The sequence below is a fragment of the Amycolatopsis sp. NPDC052450 genome (assembly GCF_044547565.1).
Taxonomy (GTDB): Bacteria; Actinomycetota; Actinomycetes; order Mycobacteriales; family Pseudonocardiaceae; genus Amycolatopsis.
The window spans coordinates 89,179-111,837 of the sequence record NZ_JBIUAQ010000003.1 but is presented as its reverse complement, the minus strand read 5'-3'; the positions used below and the strand labels follow the sequence as shown (position 1 = coordinate 111,837).

The following is a 22,659-nucleotide window of genomic DNA, read 5'->3' as shown; positions in this document are numbered from 1 at the left end:
TTCGCATGGGGGATGTAATGGACACGCGTTTCACGAAAATCCTGAAGTCGGTCGCCGAACTCGACGAGGACTTCACCATCACCGTCGACCAGAACCTCCAGGGTGACCTGGAGATCGACTCGTTGCGCATGATCGACATCGTGCTCAACGTCGAGCGCGAGTTCGATGTGGAACTCAGCGAGGAAGCGCTGATCAGTGCCGAGACCGTGGGCCAGCTCTGGGCAGAGGTCAGCCAGGCTGTAGCCGCGTGAGGTTCGACCGCGCGCTCGACGAGGAAACGCTCACCGAGCTCGGCAAGGCACTTCGTTTCTTCTACCGGGACGTCGCGTTGCACAGCGACGGCGACTCCTTCTCGGTGACCACGGCGAACGGGCTTCCCGACGACGACATCCGGCGCGTGGTCACGCATTTCCTGCGTGGCCACCGGCCGGTGCCGTCCAAGGTGGTCGCCGAAAACACGACAAGCGGCGATCGCGCCGGCGAACTCTCGGACGACGACCGGGTGAAGGTCGCCGACGGCGTGTACCTGCAAGGGCCGGAGTGGGGGCGAATCACCAGGGAGACCGAAGATCTGGTCGTCTCCTTCTTCGCCGAGGAGTACGGCGCGCCGCACTTGGCCGTGCCGGCTCTGATCCCCAGGGACGTGCTGCTCACCGCCGGGTACTACCAGAAGTTCCCCAACCTGGTGAACGCCGTCTCCCGGATCCGGGGCAACTATTGGGACAGCGTCACCGTCGCCGGCCTCGACGGCACGCAGACCAGTGCGCTCGCGACGTTCTACGAGCCGAGCGACGTCGTGCTCAACCCGGTGACCTGTTACCACGTGTATTCGCGCGCGCAGGAGCTTCTCGCACGGTACGACACCGGGTTGTTCACGGTGCTCGGCCCGGTGTTCCGCCACGAGTCGCACAACCACGGCCCCACCAGGCTGGCCGAGTTCTCGATGTTCGAACTCGTCACCATGGGCGCCGCTGAGCAGACGACGGCTTACCGTGATCGGTTTCTCGCTTCGTTCGAGAGGCTGTTCGGCGAGATCGGCCTGCCTTACCGGATCGTCACGGCCGCGGACGCGTTCTACGGCGACGAGCCGATGTTCAAGCGGGACGCCCAGGTGCGGGGTGCCGGCAAGTACGAGGTCCGGATTCCCTTGCCTGAAGGCGAACTCTCCGTGGGCAGTATCAACCTGCATGGCTCCGTGTTCACCACCGCGTTCGGCCTGGACGAGGCCGGAAGCGGTATCGAGTCGACCTGCTGCGCGGGTATCGGCATCGACCGGCTCGTCCACGCGATGCGGCTGCACGGCGTCCTGCGGACTGGGGGGAGATCTTGATGGATTTGACGTTTTCGCTCGACCGTACCGATCACTGCGCCACGCTCCCGGACGACTTCGCGACAGTGGTCGAGCAGAAGGGTGATCGCTTCCGCGACGACTTCACCCGCTTCTGCCTGTATCTGGCAAGCAAGAACATCACCGTCGGCGATGCCTCGCTGGAAACGGTGGTCGTCGGCACCGAGTACGGCAATCTGGACGCGATGCTCCGGCTCCAGCGCGCCGTCATGGCCGGCGAGCCGCCGGTCTCCGCGCAGCAGTTCCCGCATTCGACGACCAGTTCCGCGTCGACGTTCCTGAACCTGGGCAACGGCATCACGGGCGGCAACATCACGCTGAACTCGGGGGCGCTGACCCCGGTGTTCGCCCTGCTGCAGGCGCTGTTGCACGTCAACTCGGTGCGAGGCGGGGGCGCACACGTCATGGTCGGCGACGTCTACTGCGCCGAAGCCGTTGAGGACGTCGCCAAGAAGGCGGCGAACAGGTCCGTCCATGATGGCGTGACCTACTTCAACGTTCGCGACGGGAAGACACACCGTGCCGAGTTCCACTTCGGTGACCTCGCCGGGGAAACGGACGCGTCGTTCAGCGACGCCGCGGACGCCGAGTGGAACAGGGCGCTGCTCACGCACCGCTTCCTGATCGCGGTGTCCGAGCTCGCGGTCGGTGAAAAGGCCGCACTGGCGCTGTCCTCGGGTGAGCGGTCGGCGACGGTGACCGTGAGGAGGGTTCTCGCATGACGGGGAACACTCGCGTGGCGGAACACCGATTCGACGCCGGGCTCGAAGTGTTCCGCTATCACCTGCCCGGGTTCGGCGTGGTGCCCGGAGCGCTCCTGCTCGCCGGGCACGTCGCGATGAACACCGAATCCGCTGCCGTGGCAACGTTCTCCGACGTCCGGTTCACGGACTTCGTGCGCCCCGGAGAAACTTTCGTCTACGGGGCAGGTTCTCGTCCCGGAGAAGTCACCGTGACGGCCGGAGACCGGACATGCGCCGGGTTCACCGCAGGTCACGACACCACGTTCGACGAGGAGACGGACAGCGTCGCCTCGTTGGCGCCGCGACCGACGCCGGCCGGGCTACGACCGGAAGAGTTCTGGTTTCTGCCGGAATCGCTACTGGTGGGCGAGAACGAAGCCGGCTGCTCACTCGATCTCGACGAGATCCTTCGCGCACAGCCGTACCTCGGGCACCTGACCGGCTGGCGGACGCTCGTCCTTCTCGAGTGCCTCGGCAACCTCGCACTGTGCCTTCAACACCTGACTCCGCCCAAGTCCTCGACACCGTCCGATCGGGTTCCGCAGTACGTGTTCGCGCGGTTCGGGCGGTTGAGGTTGCGAACGGGCGCCGACTTCCGGCGAGGGACGCTGACCGCGCGCACCAGAGTTCGCCGATTCGGCTCGATCCTCGTCTGGGAGGGCGAGATCACCGACGGAGCCGACATGTACCTGACCGTGCGCGACGCCGTATCGACCATCTGGAGGGCCCGGTGAACAAGACACTGGTGACCGGTGTCGGCGCTGTGACACCGATCGGCATCGAGATCGACGAGATCTGGTCGGCGCTGTGCGAACTGCGCGCGAACTTCTCGGCCATCGACCCCGTCTACCCCGGTCTGAAACCCGGCCTCATGGCGGGGCTTCTCACCGAAGCGGACCGGAAACAGGTCACCGAGAGCGTCCGTGGAGCCGTCGGCCGCGACCTCCCGGACTCGTCGATGTTCGCCGTTCACGCCGCGCTCCAGGCGATCGCCGACGCCGGTCTCGAGGCCTCGTCGCCCCAGCTTCGGAACGCGCTCGTCGTCGTCGGCAACAACGAAGCCGAGGCGGACCTGGTCGACGAACTGGTCGAGGGCCGGACGGACCGCTGGCGAGACACGATCTACTCCAGCCACGCGGTCGCCGACAACGTGGCCTCCGCGATCGGCTCGTCCGGGCCGGCGTTCACGATTCACAACACCTGCGCGTCGGCCAACGTCGGCCTCGAGTTCGCTTTGCGCATGATCCGCTCCGGCGCTGTCGATACGGCTGTCGTCGGCGGCGGCGATGTCTTCTCCAAGAAGGTGTGGTCCGGCTTCCACACGCTCAACGCACTCGGCCCGCAGCGCTGCCGCCCGTTCTCCGCGAGCAGGCGGTTCATCACGATCTCCGAGGGAGCCGCGTTCCTCGTCCTGCGCGCGGAACGGGTGGCACACGAGGGACGCCCGTATGCCGAGTTGCTGGGAGCCGCCAGCAACAACGACGCGAAGCACCCGACGAACCCGGACGCCGGTGGCGTCGGCGAGTGCCACACCCGCGCGCTGGCGGCGGCCGGGGTGCGTGCCGAAGACGTGGACGGGATCTTCGCCCACGGCACCGGCACCAAGGCCAACGACTCGGTGGAAGGGCGGATCTTCAGCGAGCGTTACCCGAATGCCTCGGTGTCGGCGATCAAGGGCACCACCGGTCACCTCATGGCCACGGCGGGCGCGCTCGGCGGCGTCGCCTCGTGCCTGGCGCTGCGGCACCAGACGATGCCGCCGACCAACATCGAGACCGGCGAGTTCGAGTACGACTTCGATCTGGTGACGGCTGTTCCCGGCGTACGGCGCGAACTGCGGCTTGTGCAGAACAACGCGTTCGGCTTCGGGGGGAACAACGCGATCACCCTTTTCAAGGCGGTGGACCGGAAATGATCGTTCTGGGGATCAGTGGCCTCCCCCGCGCGCAGGAGTACCTCCGCGCGGAGAACCCGAACCTGTCCTCTTTGGACGCGCGGGTGTGCCAGGGTTTGGACAGCGCCGCCTGTCTGGTGGTGGACGGCGAGGTCGTGGCCGCGGCCGCCGAGGAGCGCTTCTCCGGCGAGAAAGGCACCGGGAAGCTCCCGGTGAACGCGATCGACTACTGCCTGCGCGCCGCCGGTATCGGCTACGAGCAGGTCGACGCGATCGCGCATGGTTTCGACTACGACCGGTACCGGCGGGTCTTCGCACGCACGCCCGAGTACTTCGAGAAGGCGTTGTCCGGCCGCACCGTCGTCGACGCGCTCACCGAGGCAGGCTGGGCGGGTGTCGAAGAACGTTTCCATCCCGTGGACCATCACCTCGCACACGCCACGTCGGCCTTCATGCCGAGCGGGTTCTCCTCGGCGTTGTGCGTGGTGTCCGACGGCATGGGCGAGACGGAGGCGCTGTCGGTCTACACCGCGACCGCGAGCGGCATCGAGAAGGTGTACAGCCAGTCGATCGGTGCGTCACTCGGCCTGCTTTACTCGATCTGCACCCGGTTCCTCGGCTTCGCGTTCAACTCCGACGAGTACAAGGTCATGGGTTTGGCCGCGTACGGGGACAAGTCCGTGCACCGCGGGTTCTTCGACGAGTGGGTCCGGTTCGATCCGTCCACCGGTGGTGTCCGCGTCGAGTGGCCCCGTGGAGCGCTCACCGGCGCCGAACAGGGCTACCCCAGCGCGATGGAGTTCCTGGAGACGAGCGGTGTCACCCGTCGCGGTGAAAGTGACGAGCTGACGGAAGCGCACGAGAACTTCGCCGCCGCGTTACAGGCGAAGCTGACCGAGGTGCTCGTCGCGCTGGTGTCGCACTGGCTGGACAAAACGGGTGAGACGTCGCTGTGCCTGGCCGGCGGTACTTTCCTCAACTGCAAGGCCAACCAGTCGATCTGTGACCTGCCCCAGGTCGAGCGGGCGTTCGTTCAACCTGCCTCCAGTGACGACGGCACGTCGCTCGGTGCCGCGCTGCACGTCAGCCGGCAGCAGGGCTTCGGATACATCGCCAAGACCGCCGAGTTCGATCCGTACACCGGGCCGGGATACACCGCCGACGAGGTGCGGCGGGAGCTGGAGCGCGTGGCGGGCACCGGTGCGATCGAGTGGAAGTACGTCGGTCTCACCGACGAGTACTTCGACGCGGCGGCGGCCGACCTCGCCGCGGACCGGATCATCGCCTGGTTCCACGGGCGCATGGAGTTCGGCCCGAGGGCGCTGGGCAACCGGTCGATCCTCGGCCTGCCGAGCGGGCACCGGATCAAAGAGCGGATCAACGGCCTGGTGAAGTTCCGCGAACCGTTCCGGCCGTTCGCGCCCGCGGTGCTCGACACCGATTGCGCCGCGCTGTTCGAAACCAAGGGGCTGGGGCCGACCGGCTACATGCTGTGCACCGCGGGTGTGCGCCCCGAGAACCGTGACTCGGTCGCGGGCATCGTGCACGCCGACGGGTCGGCCAGGGTGCAGGTCGTCAAGCGGGACTTCAACGAGAAGTTCCACCGGCTTCTCAGCGAGGTCAAGCGGCACACCGGTTTCGGCTGCGTGGTCAACACCTCTTTCAACGTCAAGGGGCAGCCTCTGATCATGGCGCCCGGCACGGCGGTCGACACGTTCGTCGCTACCTCACTCGACCGGCTCTACATCGAAGGGTTCGTGGCATGCAAGACGTCAAAGCCGTAGTCGACGAGTTGCTGTCCCAGCTCGCGACCGCCAAAGAGGTCCCGGCGGACGCGGAACCCGCCGAGATCATCACGGACTCGCTGGGACAGATGCGTTTCCTGGTCGGCCTGGAGGAGCGGCTCGACGTCCTGTTCGACGACGCCGACCAGGTCGCGTTCGATCTCGGTTCGCGGGAGGCGCTGGTACACAGTGTCGAAAAGCTGCTCGCGGGAGCAGGACTGTGATCGAGGAACTGCGTGAGCGCCGGTTGCTGTCGGTCGTGCGCAATGACTCCGGCCTGATCGGTTACCGCTTCGCGGGGGCGCTGCACGAGGCGTTCGAGACACTGGACACCGCGCTGGTCGAGGTCGTGGGCGCGAACACGACGGCGACCCCGCACTCGTGCCCGACCCTGATCGACCGGGAGGCGCTCTCCTCGATCGGGTTCTTCGAAAAGCTGCCCTGCATTCCGATGGCCGCCGTGCCGCACGGCGGGCCGCCGTCGACCGGGTCGGACGGCTGGCTGCTCAGCCCTTCGACCTGCTACCACACGTTCGCCCATCTCGCGGGCAGCGCCGACCTGCCGGACCTCGGCGTCTTCACCGCTCGCGGCACCTGCCACCGGTTCGAGCCCGCCTCCGCCGAGCCCACGCGGCTGGCTAGTTTCACCATGCGCGAGCTCGTCCTGATCGGCGGCGCCGACGAGGTGCTCCGTCAGTGCGAGGTGATGTTCGAGCGAGGTGTGGCGTTCCTGCGCGAGCTGGCCGCCGACGTGACGGTGGAGCGGGCCAGCGACGTGTTCTACGGCGAGCGGTCCGAGGTGACGCGCAAGGTACAGCTGGCGCGAGGGGTCAAGAAGGAGGTGCGGATCCCGTGGACCGACGGCGCCGAGGTGTCCGTGGGTTCGCGCAACCTGCACCGTGACCTGTTCACCACCGCGTTCGCCATCGGGTCCCCCGACCGCGGCACATCGCACTCGGCGTGCGTCGCGTTCGGCATCGAACGTCTGCTCCTGACGTTGCTGGCGCAGACCCCCGGATACGACCCGGACCTGCTGACCTCCCGCATCCTGGCGGCGGTCGCCACAAGGACGGCGCTGATCGGATGACCCTCCCCTCGACGTCCACCACCGCGCGCGCCATCGCGAGGGTGTCCTTGCCGTTGATGGGCGGCATGGTGGGCAATCTGGTGATGATGCTGGTCGACCGGATCACACTCGCCCGGTATTCGCCGGAAACACTGCAGGCCTCGGGCCCCGCGGTGTTCACGGCCGTCGCCATCACCACCTTCTTCACCGGCGTCGCGGCGATCTCGCGGTCTTCCGTGGCCCAGGCGTTCGGCCGGGACGGGGACGACGCGGCACGGCGCGAGGCCGTCCTCGGCATCGTCCTCGGCGTCGTCCTCGGCGTCGTGCTCTTCCTGCTGGCACCGCTCATCGCACTGATCCCGCGGATCGGGGGCCAGCCCGCGCACCTGATCCCGCTGGAAGCGGTGTACCTGGTGTGGGCGGCCCGGTTCGGCGCGGTCATGGTGCTCAACGTCTCGCTGGCGTCGTATTTCAACGGCATCGGCAAGACGACCGTTCCGCTCGCCGTCGGCCTGGTCGGCCAAGCGGTCGACGTGGTGTTCACCGTCGGCCTGGTGTTCGGCAAGTTCGGCTTGCCCGAACTCGGCATGGCCGGTTCGGCGATCGGCACACTGATCGGCACACTGGTGATGATGGTCGGCTACCTGCTCTTCCTGCCGAAGGGTTTCTACGCCGGTTTCAGGCACCTGGTGCGGGACGGGTGGTCGACGATCACCGGTCGAGTCCGGTTCCGGTTGCGGCGAGGTCTGGCCGCCGGCGGGTCGGCGGCCATCGAGGTGCTCGGGCAGACCGCGTTCGTCTGGATAGCGGCCGTGCTCGGGACCGTCGCGCTCGCCGCGAACAACGTCATCCTGTCGATCAACTACCTCGCCATCATCCCGATCATCGGGCTCGGGGTCGGCTGTTCGGTCCTGTGCGGCAACGCGATCGGGGAAGGCGACTACCGGCGGATCAAGGGCACCATCAAGGTCACCTTGCTGCTGGCGAGCTGCTACATCGCGATCATCTCGTTCTTTCAGCTGGTCACGCCGAAGCTGCTGCTGATGCCGTTCGGCCTGGACGACGCCGACCAGCACACGGTGGACGTCGCGATCGCGACCAGCGCGACGCTGTGGACCTACTCGCTGACGTTCCTGTTCTCCATGGTCGGTTCGGCGGTGCTGGAGAGTTTCGGGCTCACCAGGTTCTCGTTCGTCACCCGGCTGGTCTTCATCTGGGGCATGAGCCTGCCGATCATCCTGTGGATCTCGGTGACCAATCCGGGCGACGCGGACTTCCTGCCGCTGTCGTGGATCGTCGGATCGGTGTTCGAGGCGATCATCGGCGCCGTCTATTTCTGGCGGATTCGCAAGGCTGTCCGCGGCCGTGAGAACCATCTCGTCGATCCCACCACGGCCAAGGTCGGCGCGGAGGGCAGTGCGGAGGCCGAGGCGGCCCAGTGATACTGGAACGATTCCCGCGACCCGCGGTCAACTGCTACACCGGAAGCCTCGTCCGGCTCGCGTCGCTGCACGACGAAGTGTTCGGCGAGGCCGAGGTGCTGGAGCGCGGCGACGGCTATCTGCTGCGCTCGGGCCACGACGAGCGGGGGTATCCCGAGTACACCTTCGCGGTCGAAGAGGTCGGCATGCGCGGACTCCGGGCTCTCGGCCACGACGTCCGCACCGAGGCGATCGACGAGGGGAACTGGCGCGAGCAGCTGCGGTCTCTCCTGCGTGCCCACAAAGGCGTGGTGGCGTGGACCAACTCCGAACATCTCGCCTACGCCGAGGTGTACGCGACCAACCCCGGATACCTTCACGCGGTCCTCGTCCAGGAAGTGTCCGCCGACCTCCAGAGGGTGCGCGTCCACGATTCGCTGGTGGTCGACACCGAGCGGTTCGCCTGCGACGCCTGGCTGTCCGCCGAAGCGTTCGGCGAGGCCATCATCGACAGCGTCGCCACCGAAACCTATGACCACATGGGTTTCTTCCACACGATCTCGGCGACCGCCCCGGCCCGCGACCGCGCCACGGCACGTGCCGACCTCGCCAGGCAGGCCCGGCGGTTCGGCGACGAGGTCGCCTACCACGACGCTGTCGCCGAGTACCGACGGTTCTGCGCAGGCTTCTTCGCTCACGGGGATGAACGTGCCACGCGTGCCGCGCGCCGGTTGTTCGATCACATCAACGTCCTGTACGTACTGCCGAACCTGAATCTGCTCAACCGCTCGCTGGTCCGCGCCGAGATGGGTGCACGAGCGGTGGACCTGTGCGGTGAGCTCGTCGGGCACTGGAAGGTGCTCGCGCTCCAGGCACTCAAATTCGAAGCCACCCTGTCGCCGTCGGTGCGGAAGCGGATCGATGACCGGTTCCACCGGATCGACGACACCACCACCGCACTGTGGCAAGAGATCCGTACCACGTTGGACAAGGAGCAGCCCGATGAACGTGCTCGTGCTCGGACGTGAGGAAGACTCCCTCGACTACCTACGCCACTGCGGGGACCGCGAAACCGACGTGACGTTCTTCGAACCGCCGGCGCTGCCACCCGGCGAGCGGGCGCGCTGGCAGGACAAGCTCACCTCGCTGGTGACCGAGAAGGGCGATCTCGCGGGCTTCGACGACATCGTTTCCTTCAGGGACGGCTACCAGGTGCACACCGATCTGCTACGGGTGGCGCGTGGACTCCCGGCCCGCGATATCGACGCGTTGAACTGCCTGACCGACAAGTCGTTGTTCAAAGCGCACCCCGCGCTGCGCGGGCATATCGCACGGCATATCGAACTCCCGCTGTCGACGAGCGTGCCCGACGCGCTGGCGGAGACGCTCCGGTCGTTGCGATTCCCGGTGGTTCTCAAGCCTTCCAACGGCTTCTACAGCGCGGGGGTGGTCCGCGTCGATCGTGAGGAGGACTTCCGGAAGGCGTTCGTCTCGGTCAAACGTGTCTGTGGACTGCTCTTGGAGAGCCGGGGCCCTTCGCAGGTGATCGTGGAGGAGTACCTCGACGGTGACGAGATCATGGCCGACGGCTTCGTGGTGGACGGCGAGGTCGTCCCCCTGCTCTTTCACCGCAAGCTCCCCAAACTGACCGGGTTGCCCACCTTCCACGAGACCGGTTGCGTCTCCGAGCCGTTCGACAGGGCGAAGGGAACGGAGATCACCGCGCTGCTGGAGCACGTCGTCCGCGGGGTCGGACTGGACAATTCACCGTTCAACGCCGAGTTCCGCTACGACGCCGACGGCGGTTTGCACGTGCTGGAGATCGCGCCCCGCCTGTCCGGTGGTGGCGCGTCGGTGCGCAACCTGCTCCGCATCTGCACCGGACTGGACGCCTACGACATCCATCGGAAGCTGGGGCGGGAACACGTCGACCTCGAACCGGTGCACTCGCGAGCGGGTCTGGAGTACGACTTCTGCGCGGCCAAGAACGGCTATTTGACCAATGTGGACGACGTCGTCGCACGATGCGCCGAATACGGTGCCGAAACGATCCTGCGTTACCGCGAGAACGGTCAGTTCGTCTTCGCGCCACCGCTGAACGTCGAGACGGTGCTCACCGCCTACTTCCCCTGCGAATCCGCCGCGGATGCCGAGCGGTTGCTGGAGCGGGTGCAGCGGGATTGTGTGATCGAGACGGTGCCGGAGAGGACATGACTCCCGCCGAGCGGAAGGTGCCGTTGTCTCCGGCACAGGAGGGTCTCTGGTTCGTCGAACGGCTGGGCGCGGTTCCCAGCGCGCACAACGTCTTTTTCGCCCTCGATGTCGAGGGTTCGCTCGACGTCGCCGCGTTGTCGGCCGCGCTGGCCGCGCTGGTGACCCGGCATGCCGCGCTGCGCGTGACGATCGTGGAGGACGCCGGCGTACCTGTCCAGGTCATCGCTTCGCGGACACGGGTACCTCTCACCGAAGCCGACTTGCGCGATGATCCGGACAGGTTGCCGGACCTGATGTCCGACGAGCTGGCCGGGCCGTTCCACTTCGAGTCCGGGCCACTGTTCCGGGTGACGTCGTACCGGCTCGCGGACACCACGCATCTGCTGCTGTTCGTGCTCCATCACCTCATCTCCGACGGCGCGTCGGCCGAGGTCCTCGCGCGGGAGCTGTGCGTGCTGTACGACCGTGCGGTGCGCGGAGCGCCCCTCGCGCTCCCCGCGGCTCTCGACTACGCGGACCACGTTGTTCGGCAACAGGAAAAGGCCCGAGGCCAGCGTGCCAAGCGCGCGCTGGCGTACTGGACCACCGAGCTGCGCGACGCACCTCCCGCCGTGCGCCTGCCGATGACCCACGCGTCGGACAACAGGCACGCGACCACGTACGGCCATGTCCTTCCCGCCGACGTGGTGACCGGGCTGCACCGGCGGGCGGCCGCCGGGTCGACGAGCCTGTTCACGGTGCTCGCCGCCGCGTCCTTCGCGCTGGTGTCCCGCTACACCGGCGAAACCGATCTCTCGCTCGGCGTGCCCCTGTCCAGCAGGCTCGTTCCCGGTACCGAGAACCTGGTCGGCCTGCTCGTGAACACCATGCCGCTCCGCGTGCGGCTGACCGGCGACACGGACTTCGACGACCTCGTCGGCCAAGTGCGCGGGAAAGTGCTCAACGCGTTGTTACACCAGCAGGTCTCGCTGAACCAGGTCGTCAGGGAACTCAATCCGGACCGCACGGCGGGAGCGCACCCGTTCTTCCGGATGGTGCTGAACCACTGGAAAAAGACTGACTCGACGGCCGCTCACGGCGGGCTTCGCTTCACCCGCAGGCCGCTGGGGAACCCGACGGCGGCGTTCGACCTGATGATCAGCTTCGTGGAGGACGAAGATCGCGTCACCGCGTACTTCGAGCACAATCCGGAGGTCATCGAACCTGACGCCGTCCACCGGATGGCCCGGCACCTGGTCCGGCTTCTGCGGGGGATGACCGCGAATCCGCGGCTGCCGGTCCGCTCGGTATGCATCGTCGACGACGCCGAACGCGACCAGATCCTCCACGAGTGGAACGACACCGCCACCGAGATTCCCGAAGGCTCGCTGTCCGGCCTCTTCTCCGCTCAGGTGCGCCGCACGCCCGATGCTCCCGCGGTGACCGCGTCCGGCGTGACCTTGTCCTACGCCGAACTGGACGCGCGCGCGAATCGCTTGTCGCGTCGGCTGCGGCGGCTTGGCGTCGAACCCGGCCGTCCCGTCGCCGTGCTGCTCGAACGTTCGGTCGAACTGGTGGTGTCGATTCTCGCGGTGCTGAAGAACGGCTCGGTGTATGTGCCTCTGCACCACGGCGATCCCGAAGCCAGGCTGGAGCTGATCGTCGCGGAGAGCGGGGCCACCGTGCTGCTCACCGACCGTCGTCGTCGGCTCGGTGCCGGTGTTCAGGTGGTCGTCGTAGGCGACCTTCCAGCCAATGACGAGGTCGCCGTCGATCCGGACGTCGTCGTTCACCCGGGACGCCCCGCCTACGTCATGTACACCTCGGGCTCGACCGGTTCCCCGAAGGGCATCGTGATCACCCACAGGTGCGTGGCCGAGCTGGCGTTCGACCGACGCTGGAGTGATGGGTCGCTGCGGCGGGTGCTGATGCACTCTCCGCACGCCTTCGACGCGTCCACTTTCGAATTGTGGGTGCCGCTGCTGACCGGCGGGGAAGTCGTAGTCGCGCCGCCCGGCGAGCTCGACATCGCGCGGGTGGTGGCGGACCACGGGATCACCGGCCTGTGGCTGACGGCGGGCCTCTTCCACCTCTTGGCGGAGACGAACCCGGCCTCCTTCGCCGGTCTGCGTCAGGTGCTGACCGGCGGCGACGTGGTGTCCGCGGCCGCCGTTCAGCGGGTTCTCCGGCATTGTCCTTCGCTTGTGGTCACGAACGGATACGGACCGACCGAAACCACCACGTTCGCCACCACGCATTCGGTGCGGGCGCCCTACACCGCCGACGACGGGCTGCCCATCGGCACCCCCATGGACAACACCAAGGTCTACGTGCTGGACCCCGATCTCCACCTGCTGCCCCCCGGTGTCACCGGAGAGCTGTACATCGCCGGCGCCGGACTGGCGATGGGATACCTCGGGCGCCCGGACCTGACGGCGCAGCGGTTCGTCCCCGATCCGTACGGACCTTCCCGGATGTACCGCACCGGTGACCTGGCCCGGTGGCGGGCGGACGGCGCCCTGGAGTTCGTCGGCCGCGCCGACGACCAGGTCAAGGTCAGGGGATTCCGGATCGAACTCGGCGAGATAGAGTCCGCACTCGGAAAGCTGCCCGGTGTCGGTCAGGCGACCGTGCTCGTCCGCGAAGACAAGCCGGGCGACAAACAGATCGTCGGATACGTGACCGGACCGGTCGACCCCGCCGACGCGCGAGCGGCGCTGGCGCGCACGTTGCCCGGCTATCTCGTCCCGGCCGCGATACTGGTGCTGGCCGAGATTTCGTTGACACGGAACGGGAAACCCGATCGACTCGCGTTGCCCGCCCCCGAGTTCTCGGCCGGCGCCGGCCGTCCGCCGTCGACCGCGATGGAGCAGGTCGTCGCCGATCTGTTCGCGGAGGTGCTCGACCTCACGGAGGTCGGCACCGACGACGACTTCTTCGACCTGGGCGGGCACTCGCTCCTCGCGGCCCGGCTCGCCGGGCGCTCCCGCGCTGTGACAGGCGTCGACATATCGCTCCGAATGCTCTTCGAGGCGCCGACCGTGGCCGCGTTGTCCCGGCTGCTGTCGTCGGATTCGCCGTCCGGTGACTTCGACGTGCTGCTGCCGCTTCGGAAGCATGGCCACCGCAGACCGCTTTTCTGCGTTCACCCCGGCATGGGACTCAGCTGGTCGTACTCCCGGCTGCTGAGGCACCTCCCCGCGGACCAGCCGGTGTACGGCCTGCAGGCGCGGGCGATCACCGAACCCGACCACGAGCCGGAGCACCTCGACGACCTGGTCGAGGACTACCTCGCGCAGATTCGCGGTGTGTCGCCCACCGGTCCGTACCGGCTGCTCGGGTGGTCGTTCGGTGGCCTCGCGGCACACGCGCTGGCCACCCGGCTGCAGGAGGAGGGCGAGCAAGTCGAACTACTCGCCATGCTCGACTCGGTGCTGCTCGACCCCACCGACGTACCCCCCATGCCCGACGAGCGCGAGGTGCTCGCCGAACTGCGAGACGGGCACGGCATCGGTGCGATACTGGAGAACGATCCCGACGGCTTCGTCCGGACATCCCTCGGGCTGCACCGGTTGATGCGAGAGTTCGTGCCGAAGACCTTCCGCGGAGATCTCCTGTTCTTCCGGGCCGCCGCCGAACCGCGCGCAGCCGACCAGACCTGGACGGCACACGTCTCCGGCCGGGTCCTGACGCACGACCTGCCGTGCGGGCACTTCGACGTGCTCGCTTCCGAGCCCGCGGCCCTCATCGGCGAGGTGCTCACTCACGTACTGGAGGATGAATGAGCTTCGTATCGCGTTCCGCTCTCGTGGTCGGCGGCAACCGGGGCATCGGACTGGCGACCGCTCGCCGGCTCGCCGCCGAAGGACACCGCGTCGCGGTGACCCACCGGACCGGGACACCGCCGGAAGCACTGTTCGGCGTCCGCTGCGATGTGACGGACCCGGACGACGTTCAGCGAGCCTTCACCGAGGTCGAGCAGCACCAGGGTCCGGTCGAACTACTCGTCGTCAACGCGGGCATCACCCGCGACGCCCTCCTGCTCCGTATGTCCGAAGAGGACTTCGACGCCACGATGCAGACCAACCTGTTCGGCAGCTACCGGGTCGCGAAGCGGGCCGTGAAAGGCATGCTCCGCGGCGGCTGGGGACGGATCGTCTTCATCTCGTCGTCGGCGGCGCTGACCGGGGCGGCTGGCCAGGCCAACTACTGCGCGACGAAAGCCGGTCTGATCGGTTTCGCCAGGGCCTTGGCCCGGGAACTGAGTGGCCGCGGCGTCACGACCAACATCGTTTCGCCAGGACTGACCGACACCGACATGGCCGCGGCGCTGACGAGCAAGCAGCGCGACAACATCCTCGCCCAGGTACCCGCGGGCCGCATCGGCCGCCCCGAAGAGGTGGCTGCCGCGGTCGCCTTCCTGACGAGCGAGGCCGCGGGCTACGTCACCGGAGCGGTACTCCCGGTCGATGGCGGCGCCGCGATGGGCCATTGAACGCCGACGTCTATCGTCGTGTCTCCAGCCGCATACCGCGGTGATCAGGCCGGAGAACAGCGTGATGCAGTGAGAATTCGAGTCAACCTCCACCGCCCGGGTCGTATATCGTCGCTTCCCCGCCTTCTGACTTGGTCGCAGGCACACGTGTCGCCGACCAGAACCGAACGAGTGAACAGGAGCGCGTATGACCGACGATGTGGCCGGCCAAGTGATCAAGGCCGAGCAGGATCGGATCCAGTGTCTCCTCGACGTGGATCGCGGCACCTACGACCGCTTGCACGCCGCGGAGTACCGGTTGTGCAACCCGACCGGCACCGTGTGGACGAAGGCCGAATACCTGGATCTCCTCACCACCGGGCGCGTCGCCTACCGGGAACTGCGGCTGACCGGCGACGTGGACGCCATCGTCGGCGCCGACGTCGTCGTCCTCCGCTACCGGTGCGTCATCGAACTCACCGTCGACGGCGCGGACATCCCGCGGCACGAGGCCTGGCACACCGACGTCTACACCCAGGCCGGCGACACGTGGCGTTGTGTCTGGTCACAAGCCACCGGCATCATGGACCTTCCGTCGGCCACACCCTGACCCAGCAGGAGAGTGCGCACCGCGGTCCGATGCCCCCAATGTGGCATTGGGGACGGTCAGCGTCCCCAATGCCACATTGGGGGCATGCCCGGCTTCCGATTCTCCGCGCACACCGCCAGAGGTGACCCCAGAGCACGCCACGTTTGCCTTACCGCTCAGGAGAATCCGAATCGCCACTCACGACCTCGGTCAAGAACCGCCCAGATAGGCGGCAACCGGGCATTCAGAGAGCATCCTTTGTGGATGGTCAAGGAGTGACCGGGTTCCGTCACCGAGTCGGTGCAACCGACCTCGCCAGAGTTGCGGTACTTCAACGACAACAACGGGGCCTCCCGTGGTCGACCGACGGACGGCGGCTACGCCGTCGAGGCAGCGGGAGGAACCCGGGCGTTGAGCACCACGCGCGAGGCGTTCTCCTGCGCCAACCTGCGCAGCGCCGACATCAGCACGTCACCGAACACGATCCAGATGCTCGCCGCCTCGGCCGATCCGTCGACGTCGTCCAGCTTGGCGAGTTCGGCCACCTCCCGGCCTGCCATCAGTTCGGCGGCCTCGGCGTAGGCGTCCAGCAAGGGCAGCAGCCGCTCCTGCCGCAACCTGACCAGTGTCGCGACCACCTCGGCGAGCGTTTTCAGGGACGGATTGGTGTCCTTCACCTTCCAGTCACGCCGAGTGAGCAGTCCGCGAACCACGTCCTCCGCCGAGGTACCCGCGTCGTCGTCGACATGGTCGCGCCGCGGGGGTGTCGCGCACTGCGCCTTTCCCAGTACCGAGTGCACGCTGACACCCGGTGAGTCGATCTGCTCCAGGACGTCGCACGCCGCGTTCACCGACAGCCCGCCCACGTCGATCAGCGCTCGGATGAGGTGCAGACGTCGCACATGCCGCTCGTCGTACCGTGCCTGATTCGGGCTGGTCCGGACGCCCGGGAACAGCAGTCCTTCCCGTAAATAGTACTTGATCGTCGGTAGCGGGATTCCAGTGCACCTACTCAATTCAGCGACACGCATGGGGCTGACCTCATCACTTTTGACAGCACTTCCACCTTGAAGCAGACAGCTTGGGTCGATAGCCATTGATAGCAGCCGGCTCCGCCCCGATCAATGCGCGCAGGACGCGACATCCCCTCGCCGAGTTCGTCATCGATTCGAGCGAGCAGCACGGCCTGGCAGCTGCAAGTAGCCAGTCATTTTGACAGATGTGGGCGACCTCCTTCAGGCCCGACGATGCGATCGACCGCAGAAGGACGGCTGCAAAGGACACCGGCGATGAACCATCTCTCCGCTGCGCGCGGCCCACGCTGCCCAGCGGTCCAGGGCAGGACGAGGTCCGGCGACGCCTGACCGATGCTCGTGAGGTGCGGATCACGTCGTCGCGAACGGAGGTGGCCTGGGGGTGCGGCGGCCTCACCGGCCCGCCCGGAATCCTCGCGCCAGTGCTTCGATGGCGTGCCCCGGAGTTCCTTGAGGAATCGCGGATCAGCTGAGATTCCGGTGACGACCTGATTGCGCTCCATTCCATACCTTGAAGAAAGGGAACCCCATGTTCTCCGCCATCGGCGAATTCGCGGCGCGCCGGCGCCGGCTCGTCGTTATCGGGTCAGTTCTGTTTTTCCTCTTCGCCTCGGTCTGGGGGACCGGCGTGTTCGGCGCGCTGAGTACCGGCGCGGGTTTCGAGGACCCGGGCAGTGAATCGGCTCGGGCGGACGCGGTTCTCGCCGGCCCGCTCGGGCGCAAGACCGCCGACCTGGTCGTGCTCTACGAGCACCCGACGCTGACCGTCGACCAGCCGGAGTTCGCCGACGCGGTGCGCGGCGCGGTCAGTTCGGTGCCGCCCGGCGCCGTGGTGTCCCTGGACACCTTCTGGACGACCAACGACCCCGCGTTCGTCTCGAAGGATCGGCACGCCACTTACGCCACGATCCAACTCCCGTCCACTGACGAGTACGAACGGGTCGACCAGTTCGAGGCGATCGAACCGGGCCTGACCTCGCCGGTGCTGCAAACCCGGTTCGGCGGCCTCACCGCGATGACCGATCAGGTCAACGAACGGAACACCAGTGACATCGTGCGGGCGGAGGTGATCTCGATCCCGATCCTGCTTGTTCTGATGCTCCTGGTCTTCCGGACCCTGGTCGCTGCCGCTCTTCCGCTCGCGGTGGCGGTCTTCGTCGCCATGGGCTCGTTCGTCGTCGTCCGCGTCGTTACGATGTTCACCAACGTGTCGTCGTTCGCCGTCAACGTCATCACGATCCTCGCCCTCGGCCTCGCCATCGACTACGGACTGCTGATGGTGAGCCGCTTTCGCGAACAACTGGCGGCCGGATCGAGTCTCGACGAGGCGGTACGGATCACGACGGCCACGGCAGGCAGGACGGTGATGATCTCCGGACTCACCGCCGCCGCGTCGTTCGGCTGCCTGACCCTTTTCCCGGCACAGTTCCTCAATTCGATGGGCTACGCCGGTATCGCGGTCGTACTCTTCGCCGTGCTGGGTTCACTGCTCCTCATGCCCGCACTGTTGCGGATCGCCGGGCACCGGATCGACTCGTTGCGAGTACCCCTGCCGTGGCGGAGCAGGCCCGATACCACGGAGGGGCGTTGGTCCCGGGTGGCCCGGCTGGTCATGAAGCGGCCCGTGGTGGCCACCGTTCTCATCGTGGCCGCGCTGCTCGGCCTCGGCGCCCCGGTGCTCAGTGCCAACTGGGCACGCCCCGGCGACTGGGTCCTGCCGCCGGGCGCGGACGCCAGAACGGTCACCGAACGGATGGCGAGCGGCTTCGAGCAGGATCCGGCCCGGCTGATGACCGTCGTGGTGCGCACCCCGGGGCCCGCGGGAGACCCGGCGACCAAACCCGCGCTGGACGCCTATGCGGACAAGCTGGCCGCGGTACCGGGCATCTCCGGAGCCGCGGTGACGAGAACCGTGGACGATCTCGCCAGGGTCACCCTGCACTATTCGATGGATCCGCAGGCGAGGGAGGCGCGCGCCATGGTCGACGGCCTGCACGCGGTACGACCTCCCGACGGGGCGACCACGTTGGTGACCGGCATGCCCGCGTCGCGGTTCGGCATCGTGGAAATGATCAGTTCGCGGCTGCCCTGGGTGATCCTGTTCATCGCGATGCTGAGTTTCGTGGTCATGTTCCTCGCGTTCGGGTCCGTGCTCTTGCCGTTGAAGGCGATCGTGCTGAACCTCCTGTCGCTGTCCGCCGCGTTCGGCGTGATCAAGGTGATCTTCCAGGACGGGTTCCTGCACGACTTCCTCGGATTCGTCCCGGTCGGCGCGGTCGACGTCAACTTTCCCGTGTTCATCGTCGCGATCGCGTTCGGGCTCGCCATGGATTACGAGGTCTTCCTGCTCGCCAGGATCAAAGAACGATGGGACCGCACCGGTGATGTGGACGAGTCCATCGCCGCCGGGGTGCAGCAGAACTCGCGGATCGTTTCCGGCGCCGTGTTGCTGATGCTGGTGGTCATCGGCGGATTCGTGCTCGCCAGCGTCACTCTGATGAAGATGATCGGGGTCGGGCTGGTGGTGGCGATCCTTGTCGACGCCACCGTGGTCCGTGGTCTGCTGGTGCCGGCCTCGATGAAACTGCTCGGCAAATGGGCATGGTGGGCGCCGGGTCCCATGGCCAGATGGTGGGAACGGCACGGCCTCCGGGAGAGCACCGGTTCGGAGCCGGCGCCGGCCAAACCGCACACGTCGGCGTCCGTCTGAGCGCGGATCACTTCGGCGTAACTCGGGATTGGCTCCTCAGCGGGGCCAATCCCGAATCGCGTGAGTCGCCGCCGGCCCAGGACAGGAAAACGGCCATCTCGCACCGGTGATTCCGGTGCGAGATGGCCGGGTCCTTCACTCCGCGGCAGCGGCCTTGGCGTGGTCGGCCGCGATGGCCTCGATGCTGTCCTCGCGCGAGTACAGGCCGAGCTGGCGAAGCATCTTGATGACATCGCGGCCGCCCCAGTGCTCGACGGCCTTTCCGTTGACGACCCGGTAATAGTGCAGTTGCGTCACCGAAACCCGCTTTCCGGTGGGCGGGTAGCCAAGGAACTCGCCCAGCTGCGTTCCCTCGAACTTCACCCGCACCGCGTATCGGTCGTGCGTGGCGAACAAATCCTCCGGTTGCCAGGTCGCGTCGGGGAATGCCTTGTGCACGTCCTTTACTACCGAAATGAAGCCCTCCGGACCGATGGGCTCATCCGGAGCCGACTCGTGGTCGATGAAGTCGGCGCTCAAATACTTACGGGCCCCTTCCAGATCAGCGGCCGCGACGACCTTGGCGATGCCGATGATCGTTTCCACCATCTCCGGCGGCACGGCGAGTACCTGCTGGACGACCTCTCCGCTGGCGCCGACTTCTTCAGCGAGTTCAGCAAGGTTTTCAGCCATCGGTTTCCTTTCATGAGAATGAAATCGAACATCGAGGATGCGCAGGTGAGAGTCTAATAGTCATATCGCCGGACAGGCGCCATCCTGTCCTTAAGTCACATCCCCTGTGTCACTTTTGACGAATATCGCACTGTGCTCAGATCGCTACGGGTACCGTCGAATCAGAACGCTCGACGCGTGGCGAAATGGACGACGTTTCCATTGACCGACCAGGAGACCAGGAATGACGCGAAAGACCCCGCGGACCTTGTGGGCATTGCTGGCATCCGCGATACCCATGTTCATGGTGGCCTTGGACAACCTGGTCGTCACCAGTGCGCTGGCGAAAATCGCCGGGGACTTCGGTGTGCGGCAGTCGACCCTGCAGTGGGTGGTCAACGGCTACGTCCTCGCCTTCGCCGGCCTCTTGCTCGCGGGAGCGGCCCTCGGTGACCGCTTCGGCAGGCGCCGGGTGTTCTTGCTCGGTATCGCCCTGTTCACGGTCGCGTCCGCGGCCTGTGCGCTCTCGGGTTCGGTGGAAACACTGGTCGCCGCACGCGTTTTGCAGGGCGCCGGGGCGGCGATGATCCTTCCCGTCTCCCTGACCCTCGCCGTCGCGGCGGTTTCCGAGAAACAACGCAACATGGCCGTCGGGGTGTGGGGCGGGGTGAATGGTCTCGGTATCGCGCTCGGTCCGTTGGCGGGCGGGCTGGTGACCGAATACCTGGAGTGGAACTGGATCTTCTGGATCAACGTGCCGATCGGATTCCTCGTCCTGCCGATGGTGCTGTGGGCGATCAGGGAGAGCCGTGGTGACGATCGGAGCATCGACATCGTCGGCGGCCTGCTGATCATCGGCTCGGTGGTCGCCGCCGTGTGGGGGATCGTCGGGGCCGCCGACCACGGTTGGGACAGCGGCCGCGCGATTTCGGGTATCGCGTCGGCCGCCGTGCTTTTCACCGGATTCGTGCTCTACGAGCGGCGGGTCGCCGAGCCCCTCGTTCCGCTGCGGATGTATCGCGTCCGGGCGTTCATGCTGAGCAACGCGGTGGCCTTGACGACGCACTTCGGCGTCTTCGGTTCGGTGTTCTTCCTTGCGCAGTTCATGCAAGGCCCGATGGGGTACACGCCGTTCGAGGCCGGCTTGCGCACGTTGCCGTGGACGGCCGTGCCCGTGGTCGTCGTGCCACTGGCGAGCCTGCTGATCGAGCGCGTCGGAGGCGGCCTTCTCCAGGCGATCGGTTCCGGCATGCAGGCCGCGGCGCTCGCGTGGCTCGCGCTGGCGATCGAACCGGAAATGTCCTACGGGGCCATGATTCCGGCCTTCATCCTGGCGGGCATCGGCATGGGCCTGGTATTCGCGGCCAATCCCGCGACGGTCATCGGCTCCGTGGCCGACGCCGAGCACAACAAGGCGTCGGGGGTGAACAACACCGTTCGGGAACTGGGCGGTGCCCTCGGTATCGCGGTGCTGACCACGCTGTTCACCCACGGGTTCACCAGCTCGCAGGCGGCCGGCTCGCAGGCCACGGCCGCCGAATCGTTCACCGTGGGAACCCAGCACGCCTTGTGGCTCGGGGTCGTGGTCGTCGCCGCGGGCGTGTCCGCCGCGTTGTTCATTCGCCGGGCGCTCGACAGCACGGTTCCTGGCGCCGGCGCCGCCCGGGTCCCGCGGGATTCGCTGCCTGCCGCGATCGACTGACACTGTGAAGACCGAAGATCTGGAGGACGGAAAATGGCGGGCATATCGCGCAGAGTGGCGCTCACGGGCTTCGCTTCGCTGGGGGCGGCCACGTTCGTCGCCACCGACCCGACGGCGTCCGCCGCCGCGAGCGGCATGGCACCGGACTGCGGCCCGGAGCTGATCACCGTGACGGCACCCGCGCTCTACCCCGAAGGCACCGCGTGGGACCCGTACCGGCACGCCTTCCTGGTCGGTTCGGCCACCCAGGGCACGGTGTCCGTGGTCGGCCTGGACGGCACGGTACGGCCGCTCGTGCCGAGTCTCGGTCTCGTGTCCACGTTGGGAATGGAAGTGGACCGGTCGCGGAAGCGCCTCTACGTGGCCTACAGCGACTACTGGGTCCGGCGTTTCGTCCCCGTCACGCAGCCGCCCACGTCCGGTGTGGCCGTCATCAACCTGGTCACCGGACGCGTCGTGCGGAAGATCGACACCGCACTCGGTCGTGCCGATACCTTCGCCAACGACGTCACGGTCGACCACGCCACCGGCTCGGTCTATGTGACCGACTGTGTGTCCGCCACCGTGCAGGTCATCGATCGCCACGGAAACGTTCGGGCGCTGGTCACCGATCCGCGATTCCGCAGCCCGGACATCGGCCTGAACGGGATCGCCTGGCACCCCGATGGCTACCTACTCACGGCGCGATACGACACCGGATCGCTGTTTCGGATCTCCCTGGACGGACGGCCGGAGACCTCGGTGGTCGCCACGAAAGCACCGCTCCGCGGCGTCGAGGGTTTCACCCTGCGGCCCGACGGGACCCTGCTGGCCGCACGGAACAATCTGGGCGCGCCTGGTGTGGTGGACGCCGTCGTCGGGCTCGGCAGTGCCGACGGCTGGCGCACGGCGCGGCTGGTCGACCAGGCCGGACCGTGGCCGCTGAGGGCGCCGACGGCGGTGGCGTACGGACCGACGGGTACCTACGCGCTGAGCGGCCAGATGGACAAGCTGCTGACCGGCGGGATGACCGAGACGACGTTCTGGTTGCGCAGGGTTCCCTTCTGAAGG

19 protein-coding genes are annotated in these 22,659 nt (G+C 67.1%); 17 read left to right on the top strand and 2 right to left on the bottom strand.

Annotated features, from left to right (window positions below):
• Positions 1–17 precede the first annotated feature (17 nt).
• The 14 genes from ACIHAO_RS07875 to ACIHAO_RS07810 all read left to right on the top strand — a co-directional run bounded on the left by ACIHAO_RS07875 (position 18) and on the right by ACIHAO_RS07810 (position 15,533).
• Entirely contained in the window at positions 18–251 is a 234-nt protein-coding gene (locus tag ACIHAO_RS07875; protein WP_396555593.1) for an acyl carrier protein, read from the top strand.
• Positions 248–1,330 carry a hypothetical protein gene (locus ACIHAO_RS07870; RefSeq protein WP_396555591.1) on the top strand — a complete coding sequence of 361 codons (1,083 nt, stop codon included), beginning with the start codon at positions 248–250 and terminating at the stop codon, positions 1,328–1,330. Before ACIHAO_RS07875 ends, ACIHAO_RS07870 begins: the two co-directional genes overlap by 4 nt.
• Positions 1,330–2,070: a hypothetical protein gene (locus ACIHAO_RS07865; RefSeq protein ID WP_396555589.1), complete on the top strand. Its 741-nt coding sequence runs from the start codon at positions 1,330–1,332 to the stop codon at positions 2,068–2,070. Before ACIHAO_RS07870 ends, ACIHAO_RS07865 begins: the two co-directional genes overlap by 1 nt.
• A complete protein-coding gene (locus ACIHAO_RS07860) occupies positions 2,067–2,825 on the top strand; it encodes a hypothetical protein (protein WP_396555587.1) in 759 nt (252 codons plus the stop codon). Before ACIHAO_RS07865 ends, ACIHAO_RS07860 begins: the two co-directional genes overlap by 4 nt.
• Entirely contained in the window at positions 2,822–4,006 is a 1,185-nt protein-coding gene (locus tag ACIHAO_RS07855) for a beta-ketoacyl synthase N-terminal-like domain-containing protein (protein WP_396555585.1), read from the top strand. The genes ACIHAO_RS07860 and ACIHAO_RS07855 overlap by 4 nt, the downstream gene beginning before the upstream one ends.
• A complete protein-coding gene (locus tag ACIHAO_RS07850) occupies positions 4,003–5,769 on the top strand; it encodes a carbamoyltransferase (protein WP_396555583.1) in 1,767 nt (588 codons plus the stop codon). The genes ACIHAO_RS07855 and ACIHAO_RS07850 overlap by 4 nt, the downstream gene beginning before the upstream one ends.
• Positions 5,748–5,993 carry a hypothetical protein gene (locus tag ACIHAO_RS07845; protein ID WP_396555581.1) on the top strand — a complete coding sequence of 82 codons (246 nt, stop codon included), beginning with the start codon at positions 5,748–5,750 and terminating at the stop codon, positions 5,991–5,993. The genes ACIHAO_RS07850 and ACIHAO_RS07845 overlap by 22 nt, the downstream gene beginning before the upstream one ends.
• Positions 5,990–6,856 carry a hypothetical protein gene (locus tag ACIHAO_RS07840; RefSeq protein WP_396555579.1) on the top strand — a complete coding sequence of 289 codons (867 nt, stop codon included), beginning with the start codon at positions 5,990–5,992 and terminating at the stop codon, positions 6,854–6,856. Before ACIHAO_RS07845 ends, ACIHAO_RS07840 begins: the two co-directional genes overlap by 4 nt.
• Positions 6,853–8,277 carry an MATE family efflux transporter gene (locus ACIHAO_RS07835; protein ID WP_396555577.1) on the top strand — a complete coding sequence of 475 codons (1,425 nt, stop codon included), beginning with the start codon at positions 6,853–6,855 and terminating at the stop codon, positions 8,275–8,277. Before ACIHAO_RS07840 ends, ACIHAO_RS07835 begins: the two co-directional genes overlap by 4 nt.
• Entirely contained in the window at positions 8,274–9,284 is a 1,011-nt protein-coding gene (locus ACIHAO_RS07830; protein ID WP_396555575.1) for a hypothetical protein, read from the top strand. The genes ACIHAO_RS07835 and ACIHAO_RS07830 overlap by 4 nt, the downstream gene beginning before the upstream one ends.
• Positions 9,259–10,470 carry an acetyl-CoA carboxylase biotin carboxylase subunit family protein gene (locus tag ACIHAO_RS07825; protein ID WP_396555573.1) on the top strand — a complete coding sequence of 404 codons (1,212 nt, stop codon included), beginning with the start codon at positions 9,259–9,261 and terminating at the stop codon, positions 10,468–10,470. The genes ACIHAO_RS07830 and ACIHAO_RS07825 overlap by 26 nt, the downstream gene beginning before the upstream one ends.
• Positions 10,467–14,234, top strand: coding sequence for an amino acid adenylation domain-containing protein (locus ACIHAO_RS07820; RefSeq protein ID WP_396555571.1), 3,768 nt, complete (start codon positions 10,467–10,469; stop codon positions 14,232–14,234). The genes ACIHAO_RS07825 and ACIHAO_RS07820 overlap by 4 nt, the downstream gene beginning before the upstream one ends.
• Complete coding sequence (gene fabG, locus ACIHAO_RS07815) at positions 14,231–14,944, top strand: 3-oxoacyl-ACP reductase FabG (RefSeq protein ID WP_396555569.1); 714 nt, start codon at positions 14,231–14,233, stop codon at positions 14,942–14,944. The genes ACIHAO_RS07820 and fabG overlap by 4 nt, the downstream gene beginning before the upstream one ends.
• A gap of 187 nt (positions 14,945–15,131) precedes the next feature.
• Positions 15,132–15,533, top strand: a complete 402-nt coding sequence (locus ACIHAO_RS07810; RefSeq protein WP_396555567.1) for a nuclear transport factor 2 family protein — start codon at positions 15,132–15,134, stop codon at positions 15,531–15,533.
• 356 nt (positions 15,534–15,889) lie between these two features.
• Here the strand turns inward: ACIHAO_RS07810 and ACIHAO_RS07805 are convergent, their stop codons facing one another.
• The gene (locus tag ACIHAO_RS07805; protein WP_396555565.1) at positions 15,890–16,543 is read right to left on the bottom strand and encodes a MerR family transcriptional regulator; all 654 of its coding nucleotides are present in this window, start codon (positions 16,541–16,543) and stop codon (positions 15,890–15,892) included.
• Between the two features lie 532 nt (positions 16,544–17,075).
• Here ACIHAO_RS07805 and ACIHAO_RS07800 point away from each other — a divergent pair.
• A complete protein-coding gene (locus tag ACIHAO_RS07800; RefSeq protein ID WP_396555563.1) occupies positions 17,076–19,256 on the top strand; it encodes an MMPL family transporter in 2,181 nt (726 codons plus the stop codon).
• A 135-nt stretch (positions 19,257–19,391) separates the two neighbouring features.
• On the opposite strand, the gene ACIHAO_RS07795 is transcribed toward ACIHAO_RS07800, so the two are convergent.
• Positions 19,392–19,928 (bottom strand): ester cyclase, encoded by a 537-nt coding sequence (locus tag ACIHAO_RS07795; RefSeq protein ID WP_396555561.1) that lies wholly within the window; start codon positions 19,926–19,928, stop codon positions 19,392–19,394.
• Between the two features lie 223 nt (positions 19,929–20,151).
• On the opposite strand from ACIHAO_RS07795, the gene ACIHAO_RS07790 reads away from it, so the two are divergent.
• The gene (locus ACIHAO_RS07790; protein WP_396555559.1) at positions 20,152–21,609 is read left to right on the top strand and encodes an MFS transporter; all 1,458 of its coding nucleotides are present in this window, start codon (positions 20,152–20,154) and stop codon (positions 21,607–21,609) included.
• A gap of 33 nt (positions 21,610–21,642) precedes the next feature.
• Positions 21,643–22,656: a hypothetical protein gene (locus tag ACIHAO_RS07785; protein ID WP_396555557.1), complete on the top strand. Its 1,014-nt coding sequence runs from the start codon at positions 21,643–21,645 to the stop codon at positions 22,654–22,656.
• Positions 22,657–22,659: the final 3 nt, after the last annotated feature.

Bases quoted from the DNA above. Each gene is read 5' to 3' on its own strand.
- ACIHAO_RS07875 (WP_396555593.1), top strand. From the start codon at position 18: ATGGACACGCGTTTCACGAAAATCCTGAAGTCGGTCGCCGAACTCGAC.
- ACIHAO_RS07810 (WP_396555567.1), top strand. From the start codon at position 15,132: ATGACCGACGATGTGGCCGGCCAAGTGATCAAGGCCGAGCAGGATCGG.
- ACIHAO_RS07835 (WP_396555577.1), top strand. From the start codon at position 6,853: ATGACCCTCCCCTCGACGTCCACCACCGCGCGCGCCATCGCGAGGGTG.
- ACIHAO_RS07860 (WP_396555587.1), top strand. From the start codon at position 2,067: ATGACGGGGAACACTCGCGTGGCGGAACACCGATTCGACGCCGGGCTC.
- ACIHAO_RS07790 (WP_396555559.1), top strand. From the start codon at position 20,152: ATGACGCGAAAGACCCCGCGGACCTTGTGGGCATTGCTGGCATCCGCG.
- ACIHAO_RS07800 (WP_396555563.1), top strand. From the start codon at position 17,076: ATGTTCTCCGCCATCGGCGAATTCGCGGCGCGCCGGCGCCGGCTCGTC.
- ACIHAO_RS07845 (WP_396555581.1), top strand. From the start codon at position 5,748: ATGCAAGACGTCAAAGCCGTAGTCGACGAGTTGCTGTCCCAGCTCGCG.
- ACIHAO_RS07865 (WP_396555589.1), top strand. From the start codon at position 1,330: ATGGATTTGACGTTTTCGCTCGACCGTACCGATCACTGCGCCACGCTC.
- ACIHAO_RS07805 (WP_396555565.1), bottom strand. From the start codon at position 16,543: ATGCGTGTCGCTGAATTGAGTAGGTGCACTGGAATCCCGCTACCGACG.
- ACIHAO_RS07825 (WP_396555573.1), top strand. From the start codon at position 9,259: ATGAACGTGCTCGTGCTCGGACGTGAGGAAGACTCCCTCGACTACCTA.
- ACIHAO_RS07850 (WP_396555583.1), top strand. From the start codon at position 4,003: ATGATCGTTCTGGGGATCAGTGGCCTCCCCCGCGCGCAGGAGTACCTC.
- ACIHAO_RS07795 (WP_396555561.1), bottom strand. From the start codon at position 19,928: ATGGCTGAAAACCTTGCTGAACTCGCTGAAGAAGTCGGCGCCAGCGGA.
- ACIHAO_RS07785 (WP_396555557.1), top strand. From the start codon at position 21,643: ATGGCGGGCATATCGCGCAGAGTGGCGCTCACGGGCTTCGCTTCGCTG.
- fabG (WP_396555569.1), top strand. From the start codon at position 14,231: ATGAGCTTCGTATCGCGTTCCGCTCTCGTGGTCGGCGGCAACCGGGGC.
- ACIHAO_RS07820 (WP_396555571.1), top strand. From the start codon at position 10,467: ATGACTCCCGCCGAGCGGAAGGTGCCGTTGTCTCCGGCACAGGAGGGT.